A 9,730-nucleotide genomic window follows, 5' to 3' on the forward strand; every position below is an offset into this window, starting at 1 on the left:
TTTATACAACTATGCTAGTCTAGGTATTTCAAAGTCAGGAACAGACGGCGACAGACCTATGTATTAAAGAAAACAGCACAAACCTATGGTAAGAAAGTTTGTGCTGTTTTTAATTGCGTAATTTTATTCTATTTTAAATGATAGGATAACAGTTTCTCGCTACACATAAAAATGAAAATGCTAGAAAAAACTCCCAACGCGATACAATAAAGGTGTTCAAGCCTATTGTAAAGCGATAGGAGAAAATATAGCATAAAAATTTCGTTGTTTATCACACATAAGATGATTATGGTTTACTTATCAAATTGAACTTCTTCTAACAAGTATTCAATGAATTTATCACCCATTTTAGACAAGCTAGCTTTTTCATGTTTAATATAAACCAGCTCAATAGGGTCATCAATATCTAGCGGAATGGAAACAATATTGTCACCGTTGAGGTTGCTGTTGAGAATACCAGTTGCGATAGTGTAACCGTCAAGACCAATCAAAAGATTGAAAAGGGTTGCTCGGTCACTGACAACGATCGATTTTTTATGGTGTTCTTGGGATAGGATTTCTTCTGAAAAGTAAAAGGAATTGTGGGTTCCTTGATCGTAGCTGAGGTAAGGAAAATCCTCTAAATCTGATAATTGAACCAGTTTCTTCTTGGCTAGAGGATTGCTCTTGCTGACAAAGATATGGGGCTGTGCGGTAAAGAGATGAGTGGCAAGCAAGTGATTGTCATCTAGCATTTTGGAGAGGACATCGCGGTTATAGCTGTTGAGAAACAAAACACCAATTTCACTACGGAAATTTTTGACGTCATCAATGATTTCCCAAGTTCGGGTTTCCCGCAGGAAGAGCTCGTACTTTTCCATGTCACTCTTTTTGAGCAGAGATACGAAAGCATTGACTACAAAGGCGTAGTGTTGGGAGGAAACGCTGAAAAGTTCTCGGTTAGCAACGGGATTTTTATAACGTTCTTCCAGCAGCTGGGTTTGCTCCACCACCTGACGAGCGTAGGAGAGGAATTCCATCCCGTCCTTGGTCAGGGTAATGCCCTTGGGGTTGCGGATGAAAATTTCGATGCCCATCTCATTTTCCAGGTCACGGACGGCATTGGACAGGCTGGGCTGTGTGATAAAGAGCTGTTTGGAAGCCTCGTTCATACTGCCAGTTTCGACGATTTTAATAATATAATGTAATTGCTGAATTCTCATGAATCTATTTTATCACATTAGCATTGACAAAACACTTGTTAAGTTGTAAAATATATTAAATTTAACCTTTAAGAAAGTCCAGCGAGGCTTCCAAGGTTTCAGGTGAAAGAAGAGTGAGAAAATCTGCTCTCCATTTTCGTGAAGCCTTGCGTGTATATGCAGGGCCTTTTTTAATAAAGAAATGAGGTAGAAATGGTAAATAGCTCGTGTAAGGCAAGATTTGGAAAAATCATGTTGGAGAAGATGAGCATTGTGCATCAAGAGGAAATTGCTCCGCGAATTTTTTCTATGGATTTACAAGGGCAAATGGTTAGCCAGATGAAGGCTGGTCAGTTTCTACATATTCGAGTCCCAGATGATACGAAGCTTCTACGGCGACCTATTTCAATTTCAGAGATTGACAGAGAACAGAAAATCTGTCGGATTATTTACAGGATAGAAGGAGCGGGCACGGAGATTTTCTCTCAGCTGCAAAATGGTTTTCAGTTGGATGTCATGGGTCCTCAAGGAAATGGGTTTGATTTATCTGGTTTGGGCATTGAGGATACAGCCTTAATCATAGGAGGCGGTATTGGTGTTCCGCCCTTGCTGCAAGTAGCAAAAGAATTACATATCAAAGGGGTCAAGGTCACTTCAGTTCTTGGATTTGCAACAAAAGCCACCGTTATTTTGGAAGAAGAGATGAAAAAATACGGTCGTGTCATCGTAACAACAGATGACGGTTCTTATGGTCGCAAAGGCTACGTTTCTTCTGTTGTGAATGAATTGCCAGAAAGTTTTACAGCGGTTTATGCTTGCGGAGCTCCCGACATGCTCAAATATGTTGATGAAACATTTCGTAGTCATCCGCGAGCTTACATTTCTATGGAGTCACGAATGGCTTGTGGAATGGGGGCTTGCTATGCTTGCGTACTTCATGTGGCTGATGAGGATCAATCAGTCAATAAGCGTGTCTGTGAAGACGGTCCCGTTTTTGAGACTGGTTCAGTTTTGGTGTAGGAGGTGAGCATGTCGAAAAATCGTTTAGCAGTTTCTCTTCCGGGATTGGAACTGAAAAATCCAATTATTCCAGCTTCGGGTTGTTTTGGTTTTGGTCAGGAATATGCCAAATATTATGATCTGGATGTGCTTGGCTCAATCATGATTAAAGCAAGCACGCAGAATCCTCGTTTTGGCAATCCGACACCGCGTGTGGCGGAAACACCAGCTGGTATGCTCAATGCTATTGGTTTACAAAATCCTGGTGTAGATGTGGTGTTAGCAGAAAAGCTTCCTTGGCTGAATCAACATTATCCTAATCTACCGATTATTGCTAATGTTGCTGGATTTTCCAATGAAGAATATGCTTTTGTCGCAGGAAAAATTTCTCAAGCACCAAACGTTAAAGCAATTGAACTCAATATTTCCTGTCCTAATGTGGATCATGGCAATGGAGGATTATTGATTGGGCAGGTGCCAGATTTGGCTTACAATGCCACGAAAGCAGCAGTTGAAGCTTCTAGTGTGCCGGTATATGTCAAATTAACGCCAAGTGTAGCAGACATTACCGAAATTTCTAAAGCTGTAGAAGCTGCAGGAGCAACAGGATTTACCATGATTAACACCTTAGTTGGTATGCGATTTGATTTGAAAAGTAGAAAATCAATTCTCGCAAATGGAACGGGCGGTATGTCAGGCCCTGCTGTTTTTCCCGTTGCCTTGAAGTTAATTCGTCAGGTAGCCCAATCCAGCAGTTTGCCAATCATTGGTATGGGTGGAGTAGATTCAGCAGAAGCAGCCATTGAAATGTTTATTGCAGGAGCATCAGCTATTGGTGTTGGTACGGCAAATTTCACAGACCCTCATGCTTGTCCTAATATCATTGAGAACCTACCTAAAGTTATGGATAAGTATGGCATTGAAAGTTTGGAAAGTCTGCGAGCAGAAGTCAAGGAAAATTTGCTTGCTTAATTGATATTTTACTTGACAAGAGATAAAGTAAATTATAAAATAATTGAAATAAAACCTTTAAAGAAGTCCAGAGAGGCTCCAAGGTACATACGGTTTAAAATGGCAATACAATGCTGATTTTCGTGTAACCTTGCTCTCAGGCAAGGTTTTTCTTTATGATTATTACCAGTAAAAATAAGGAGATTATCCCCCATGCGTGAAGAACGTCCTATTATTGCCCTTGATTTTCCGTCATTTGATAATGTCAAGGAGTTTTTGGAGCATTTTCCAGAAGACGAAAAGTTATATGTCAAAATTGGTATGGAATTTTTCTATGCCATTGGTCCGGAAATTGTGCATTATCTGAAAGGTTTGGGACACAGCATTTTCCTAGATTTGAAATTGCACGACATTCCAAATACAGTGCGCTCTGCCATGTCAGTTTTGAGAACCTTTGGGATTGATATGGTGACGGTTCATGCGGCAGGTGGTGTGGAAATGATGCGAGAAGCCAAGAAGGTTTTAGGTGATCAGGCAAAGCTTGTAGCAGTGACCCAGCTGACTTCTACCAGTGAGGAAGATATGCGGGATTGCCAAAATATCCAAACAACTGTTTCAGAATCTGTTGTCAACTATGCCTGCAAAGCTAAGGAAGCTGGACTGGACGGAGTTGTTTGTTCGGCTCAGGAGGTTAAGCTGATTAAAGCCGCAACATCAGAAGATTTTCTGTGCGTCACTCCAGGTATTCGACCAGCTGGTTCTGAAATCGGGGATCAAAAACGGGTTATGACGCCGCAAGAAGCTCATCAAATTGGTAGTGATTACATTGTGGTTGGGCGTCCCATCACACGAGCAACTGATCCAGTAGCTGCTTACCGAGCTATAAAGGCGGAATGGGTGAATGGCTAGAAAAATTTATCGAGCAATCATTGATAGACCCATCGGTTATCAAGATAGTTTTGGAAATCGTTATCCTATCAACTATGGTCATATTCCGGATTTATTTGCTGGAGACGGCGAAGAACAAGATGTTTATATCATTTCGGAAAAAATACGAGAACCTTTGGAATCTTTTGAAGGAGAATTGATTGCTGTTATTCACCGACAAGATGATGTGGAGGATAAGTGGGTACTGACCTCTACAAATGAGAATATTACCATAGAAGATATTAAAGAAAAGACATATTTTTTGGAACAATATTTTGTTTCCACTATTGAATTATTGTAAAGGAGAAATCATGACTTTAGCAAAAGATATTGCCCGTGACTTACTGAAAATTGAGGCTGTTTACTTGAAACCGGAAGAACCTTTCACTTGGGCAAGCGGTATCAAGTCTCCAATTTATACAGACAATCGTGTGACCTTAGCCTATCCAGAAACGCGGACCTTGATTGAAAATGGTTTTGTAGAGAAAATCAAGACTGAATTTCCAGAAGTAGAAGTCATTGCTGGAACAGCGACAGCAGGTATTCCTCACGGTGCAATTATTGCAGATAAGATGAACTTACCGTTTGCCTATATCCGTAGCAAACCAAAAGACCACGGTGCTGGAAATCAGATTGAAGGTCGGGTAAAATCAGGTCAAAAAATGGTCGTGGTTGAGGATTTAATTTCAACTGGTGGTTCTGTTTTGGATGCCGTTGCAGCAGCGAAGCGAGAAGGTGCAGACGTCATTGGAGTAGTGGCTATTTTCACTTACGAATTGCCTATAGCAGAAAAGAATTTTTCAGATGCAGGTGTGAAATTAGTAACCTTATCTAACTATACTGAATTGATCAATCTGGCAGAACAAGAAGGCTATGTTTCAGCAGAAGGATTGGCACTACTTGAGAAATTTAAGCATGATCAAGAAAATTGGCAGGGATAAGAAAGATGAATCTAATAGAACTAAGTAGGAAGTATCCTCAGGCAGAAGTTTGGGCACATCCAGATGAATTTAATGAAGAAAACGGATGTAGCAAGTAATTAGACGTTAAGCAGCAATCTGACGATTGTTGTTTTTTTAAATAGCGAAACACTGTAGATTTTGTTATAATATCCCTATGCTAAAAATGCACTCTTTTTTCTTTGGAATCTTGCAAAAAATCATGTTAATTGTGGGCTTGCATTGGTTTTTTACTGCGATTATTCATCTAGGGACAATTTCTAGTCTGGCTTTGATTGGAGTGACGATACTAGCATTTCTGGCTTATCCTTATTTAGAAAATGTTAAAAAATGCTACCGCTACCTGATGAAGCACAAAGTTGCTATTATGATAGCGGTGATTATATTTCAGTTAGCAATGCTCTTGTCTGCTCAGTTGTTGATTCGGCGAGATGCAGCAGTTGTTTTTAACGGCGCTTTTAAGTACTTAAAAGAATCTTCTATTTCCAGTTATTTGACACGCAATCCGAATAATCTGTTTCTCTTTTTGTATGAGCGCTTTTTTTATAATATCTTTGGAAGTTCAGCTTTATGGATTTTGCAAGGGTTAAATATATTTTATGCCGATATAACGGCTCTCATTTTGTACAAGGGAATGAAAAAACATGTGAGCAAGTCTGCTGCTGATGTGACATTTAGTTTGTATATCTTGCTAGTTGGTTTTTCACCTTATTTTTATTCGATGTACACGGATATATGGCCTCTTCCGCTCATCGCTTTACAAATATTCTTACTTTTTGATTTATTTGGGCTTCAATGGCAGGATAATAGGGTACTCTTCATAAAGACAATCGGATTAGGTTTGATAAGTGGGCTTGCAGTGCTGATACGACCAACTGTGTTGATTATTATTATGGCAGGTTTTATGGTGCTGTTGTTCAAAAAGGAATGGAAGAAATTTATCCTAATCTTTTTCACCTTTCTCCTATCGTTTGGCGTAACTTCTATCGGCGGAAACTATCTGAAAGCGACACAAACAGAAGTGACATTGATACAAGAGAAAGGATTGTCTAAAAGTCCTCTGCTCTTTATTGACTTAGGGTTGACTTTTATTGGACACGATCAAGAAGACATGAAAGAGGGTTTGCTTCAATACATTGATGTGGATCAGAGAGAACAGTATAATAATGGAATGTTTAAGCAAGAAAATGTAAAAAAAGAAATCAAACGACGTTTAAAAGAGTATTCGTTTTTTGGATTTCTCAATCATCTTTACTATAAGCATTCATTAACCGTTTCAGAAGGAACTCTAGGCTGGTTGTATCGAGATGTGGAATGTGAAAAAACGCCTTATATCTCCCCTCTTTATCCTTATACAAAAAAGAATCTTGTGGCACAGTTTATCAGAACTTATTTTTTGAGTGTTGATAAGAGTGAGTATCGGTATTATGAGATTGTGAAGCAAGTTGTTTGGATTGTGATGAGTCTGGGGCTTGTTTTTGCCTTGTGGAAATATCGTGCAGATGATAAACTCAATATGCTCAGTCTTGCAGTCTTTGGTGGTTTGTTGTTTTTGCTCATTTTTGAAGGTGGAAAGACGCGGTATTTAATACAATTTTTACCGCAAATCATCATATTGTCTGCATTAGGATTGACTAAATATTTACCGGATTGGTTAAAAAGTAAGAAAGGAGAAAAGATAAAATGAGAAAATCGTTTTACACTTGGTTGATGACGGAGCGCAATCCCAAAAGCAAAGCACCGAAGGCGATTTTAGCAGACTTGGTGTTTCATGAAACAAATTTCCCTAAGCACACGGCTGATTTTGATGAAATTAGCCGTTATTTGGAAGAACATGCTGACTTTTCCTTTAATCTTAGCGATTTTGATGCGATTTGGGAAGACTATCAGGCTCATTAGTTCGGAGAAATGATAGAATTTTCCGAGTTACTTTGCTATAATAATAGTAAATAATGTGAAGAAAGAGGTTCTTTATTTGCAAGAACATTCAGTAGAAATTACCTTACAGCATCCGGATGATGCTTTTCATCTTTTTGGTTCCAATGAACGTCACTTGCGTTTAATGGAACAGGAGTTACAGGTAACTATTCATGCAAGGACGGAGGTTGTCCAGATTATCGGTAGCGAAGCAGCTTGTGAGGAGACTCGCCAGGTGCTTCAAGCTCTGCTAGTTTTGGTGAATCGCGGGATGACGATTGGGACACCAGATGTAGTGACGGCTATTACCATGGTCAAAAATGGTGAAATTGATAAGTTTGTGGCTCTGTATGAGGAAGAAATTATCAAAGATTCTTATGGCAAGCCCATTCGTGTCAAGACCTTAGGGCAAAAAATCTATGTTGATAGCATTAAGAATCATGATGTTGTCTTTGGGATTGGACCGGCAGGAACAGGAAAAACCTTCTTAGCGGTGACCTTGGCAGTGACAGCACTCAAACGCGGTCAGGTCAAGCGAATTATTTTGACTCGTCCGGCAGTAGAAGCGGGCGAGAGCCTAGGATTTCTACCAGGGGATTTAAAGGAAAAGGTGGATCCTTATCTGCGACCAGTTTATGATGCATTGTATCAGATTTTAGGTAAGGATCAAACAACGCGTCTTATGGAGCGAGAAATCATTGAGATAGCTCCTTTGGCTTATATGCGTGGACGAACATTGGATGACGCCTTTGTCATCTTAGATGAAGCGCAAAATACAACCATTATGCAGATGAAGATGTTTCTAACACGACTTGGTTTTAATTCCAAGATGATTGTCAATGGAGATATTAGTCAGATTGATTTGCCAAAGAATAGTAAATCGGGTCTCATTGATGCGACAGAGAAATTGAAACATATCAAGCAGATTGATTTTGTGTATTTATCTGCAAAAGATGTTGTGCGTCATCCTGTGGTTGCAGAGATTATCCAAGCTTATGAACATTCTACTGAAATGGCGCATCATCATTTTTCTAAAGAAGACAATTCAAGTTTGACCAATTCCAAAATCGTCGGCGAGCCGGTCAAGGAGTCGGAAGATGATGAAGGAATATCTCTTGACTAATCTGAACAAGTTGCACACGACTAATTTTGGGGAAGTACGCTTGCAAAAGAATCTGCTACGTGACTGATGGCTATCAATGCATCTTCCTATGTCATAATCACAGGGCACAAGAAAGTAGAAATTTGAAAAGATGATTGACCAACTATCTAAGCATTACAGCTGTAGAATACTAACTGAAAAGGATATTCTAAGTATTTTATCTTTATATGAAAGCAATCCTCTATATTTTCAGTATTGTCCACCAAAGCCAAATTTGGCAAGTGTAAAAGAGGACATGCTTCGTCTACCTGAAGGTAAAGCTAAGGCTGATAAGTTTTATGTTGGCTTTTGGGATAGCTCTAACCTTGTAGCTGTTATGGATTTTGTCTATGCCTATCCTGATGAGGAGACTGTTTTTATTGGTTTGTTTATGGTTGATCAAGCCTATCAGGGGAAAGGAATTGGCGGTCAGATTGTGACAGAAGCGCTAGCTTATTTTGCTAACAACTTTCGAAAAGCACGTTTGGCCTATGTCAAGGGGAATCCTCAATCTCAGCATTTTTGGGAAAAGCAGGGCTTTAAACCAATTGGATGCGAGGTTAAGCAAGCACTCTATACAGTTGTTATCGTTGAACAGAGCTTAGGAGATTAGAAATGGCATCAAGTAAGAACTATTTGGAATTTGTTTTGGAGCAATTATCAGGATTAGATGATGTGACTTACCGTTCCATGATGGGGGAGTATATTCTTTACTTCCGTGGCAAGATTATTGGCGACATTTATGACGATCGCTTTTTAGTTAAACCCGTGCAAGCAGTCTTAGATAAGATTGACCAACCTTCTTTTGAGTTTCCATACGAAGGTGCCAAAGAAATGATTTTAGTGGAAGACCTTGATAATAAGATGTTTCTAGAAGATTTAATTTTAGCCATGTATGATCAATTGCCAATGCCCAAACCTAAAAAGAAAAAGCAAATGTGAACAAAGCAACAAAGAAGCCTGCTAAGGGCTTTTTTGTTATGGCTAAAAAAGGTAACCAATTTACCAAATATAGCTCCGAATTTAAATGATAGGCAGCGGAAGATTACCATAGTGGATAAAAAGGGGGAATGCGTTTTTTATCTTATCAAAGTTTCAAAAGCTAAAAACATTTCGCTTGATGACTTTGAAGAGGTTGTTACTAGTCTCTAGCTTAGCGTTGGAGTACGGGAGCTCAAGAACGATGTTAGTATTGTTTTGGCCTTTCAAAAAGTCCATAATCTCCAGTGGACTTACTCGTTGTATGAATTTTATAGCACTTTTATTGTTGTGTTTCGTGAAATAGTCTTAATTACTTTTCTCTTATCATAATAAAAATAAATCAAAGGGTGACAATCTGTCAAGAAAACTTCCTTGAAAGATATGTTTTTTTTAACTGATTTGAAGTATAATAGTAATTGTAGTATAGCATTGATATTCATGCTATTAGCTTATAAAAAATTAGAAAAAGGAGAAATTAATTATGAAGACAAAAAAGTGGATAATTTTCTTTTTATCTTTATTCGCGGTCTTTATTGTTATAGGTTTCTGGAACGTCCAGCGGGTTTCTGCTGCTGACGTTACCAATAAAGCCCATTTCGAGGACTTGGAGATTACTATAGCATCCACAGGAAGCAAGACTGAAGGAATTCATGGTTCAAATGATACTTCGATGA

At 38.9% G+C, this 9,730-nt stretch carries 12 protein-coding genes; 11 read left to right on the plus strand and 1 reads right to left on the minus strand.

All coding sequences use genetic code 11. The annotated features are described in order from the left end of the window. Positions 1-293: 293 nt before the first annotated feature. On the minus strand, positions 294-1,202 hold the full coding sequence (locus ACOMA9_RS01285; RefSeq protein WP_106382535.1) for a LysR family transcriptional regulator: 909 nt from the start codon (positions 1,200-1,202) through the stop codon (positions 294-296). Between the two features lie 192 nt (positions 1,203-1,394). Between ACOMA9_RS01285 and ACOMA9_RS01290 the strand changes: the two genes are divergently transcribed. The 11 genes from ACOMA9_RS01290 to ACOMA9_RS01340 form a co-directional block, all read left to right on the plus strand. Next, entirely contained in the window at positions 1,395-2,201 is an 807-nt protein-coding gene (locus ACOMA9_RS01290; protein WP_330945090.1) for a dihydroorotate dehydrogenase electron transfer subunit, read from the plus strand. 9 nt (positions 2,202-2,210) lie between these two features. After that, positions 2,211-3,152, plus strand: coding sequence for a dihydroorotate dehydrogenase (locus ACOMA9_RS01295; protein WP_247936652.1), 942 nt, complete (start codon positions 2,211-2,213; stop codon positions 3,150-3,152). A gap of 192 nt (positions 3,153-3,344) precedes the next feature. Continuing rightward, positions 3,345-4,040, plus strand: a complete 696-nt coding sequence (gene pyrF, locus ACOMA9_RS01300; protein ID WP_421424399.1) for an orotidine-5'-phosphate decarboxylase — start codon at positions 3,345-3,347, stop codon at positions 4,038-4,040. Then, a complete protein-coding gene (locus tag ACOMA9_RS01305) occupies positions 4,033-4,359 on the plus strand; it encodes an inorganic diphosphatase (protein ID WP_330945091.1) in 327 nt (108 codons plus the stop codon). Before pyrF ends, ACOMA9_RS01305 begins: the two co-directional genes overlap by 8 nt. A gap of 10 nt (positions 4,360-4,369) precedes the next feature. Then, positions 4,370-4,999 carry an orotate phosphoribosyltransferase gene (gene pyrE, locus ACOMA9_RS01310; protein ID WP_330945092.1) on the plus strand — a complete coding sequence of 210 codons (630 nt, stop codon included), beginning with the start codon at positions 4,370-4,372 and terminating at the stop codon, positions 4,997-4,999. Between the two features lie 175 nt (positions 5,000-5,174). After that, positions 5,175-6,704, plus strand: a complete 1,530-nt coding sequence (locus ACOMA9_RS01315; RefSeq protein ID WP_247905625.1) for a glycosyltransferase family protein — start codon at positions 5,175-5,177, stop codon at positions 6,702-6,704. Continuing rightward, positions 6,701-6,916, plus strand: a complete 216-nt coding sequence (locus tag ACOMA9_RS01320; RefSeq protein ID WP_151380112.1) for a YozE family protein — start codon at positions 6,701-6,703, stop codon at positions 6,914-6,916. The genes ACOMA9_RS01315 and ACOMA9_RS01320 overlap by 4 nt, the downstream gene beginning before the upstream one ends. 76 nt (positions 6,917-6,992) lie before the next feature. Further along, a complete protein-coding gene (locus ACOMA9_RS01325; RefSeq protein WP_151380113.1) occupies positions 6,993-8,057 on the plus strand; it encodes a PhoH family protein in 1,065 nt (354 codons plus the stop codon). A 130-nt stretch (positions 8,058-8,187) separates the two neighbouring features. Next, positions 8,188-8,688 (plus strand): GNAT family N-acetyltransferase, encoded by a 501-nt coding sequence (locus ACOMA9_RS01330; RefSeq protein WP_151380114.1) that lies wholly within the window; start codon positions 8,188-8,190, stop codon positions 8,686-8,688. 2 nt (positions 8,689-8,690) lie between these two features. Further along, positions 8,691-9,017, plus strand: a complete 327-nt coding sequence (locus ACOMA9_RS01335; protein WP_151380115.1) for a TfoX/Sxy family protein — start codon at positions 8,691-8,693, stop codon at positions 9,015-9,017. Positions 9,018-9,537: 520 nt separating this feature from the next. Continuing rightward, a partial coding sequence (locus ACOMA9_RS01340; protein WP_421424404.1) for a hypothetical protein occupies positions 9,538-9,730 on the plus strand: 193 nt, incomplete at its 3' end.

Origin of the sequence: Streptococcus atopicus, assembly GCF_049166725.1 — a bacterium.
Taxonomy (GTDB): domain Bacteria; phylum Bacillota; class Bacilli; order Lactobacillales; family Streptococcaceae; genus Streptococcus; species Streptococcus hominis.

Excerpts from the sequence above, each read along its gene's own strand:
- ACOMA9_RS01330 (WP_151380114.1), top strand. The coding sequence starts at position 8,188 with ATGATTGACCAACTATCTAAGCATTACAGCTGTAGAATACTAACTGAA.
- ACOMA9_RS01285 (WP_106382535.1), bottom strand. The coding sequence starts at position 1,202 with ATGAGAATTCAGCAATTACATTATATTATTAAAATCGTCGAAACTGGC.
- ACOMA9_RS01315 (WP_247905625.1), top strand. The coding sequence starts at position 5,175 with ATGCTAAAAATGCACTCTTTTTTCTTTGGAATCTTGCAAAAAATCATG.
- pyrE (WP_330945092.1), top strand. The coding sequence starts at position 4,370 with ATGACTTTAGCAAAAGATATTGCCCGTGACTTACTGAAAATTGAGGCT.
- ACOMA9_RS01335 (WP_151380115.1), top strand. The coding sequence starts at position 8,691 with ATGGCATCAAGTAAGAACTATTTGGAATTTGTTTTGGAGCAATTATCA.
- ACOMA9_RS01320 (WP_151380112.1), top strand. The coding sequence starts at position 6,701 with ATGAGAAAATCGTTTTACACTTGGTTGATGACGGAGCGCAATCCCAAA.
- ACOMA9_RS01295 (WP_247936652.1), top strand. The coding sequence starts at position 2,211 with ATGTCGAAAAATCGTTTAGCAGTTTCTCTTCCGGGATTGGAACTGAAA.
- ACOMA9_RS01290 (WP_330945090.1), top strand. The coding sequence starts at position 1,395 with ATGGTAAATAGCTCGTGTAAGGCAAGATTTGGAAAAATCATGTTGGAG.
- pyrF (WP_421424399.1), top strand. The coding sequence starts at position 3,345 with ATGCGTGAAGAACGTCCTATTATTGCCCTTGATTTTCCGTCATTTGAT.
- ACOMA9_RS01305 (WP_330945091.1), top strand. The coding sequence starts at position 4,033 with ATGGCTAGAAAAATTTATCGAGCAATCATTGATAGACCCATCGGTTAT.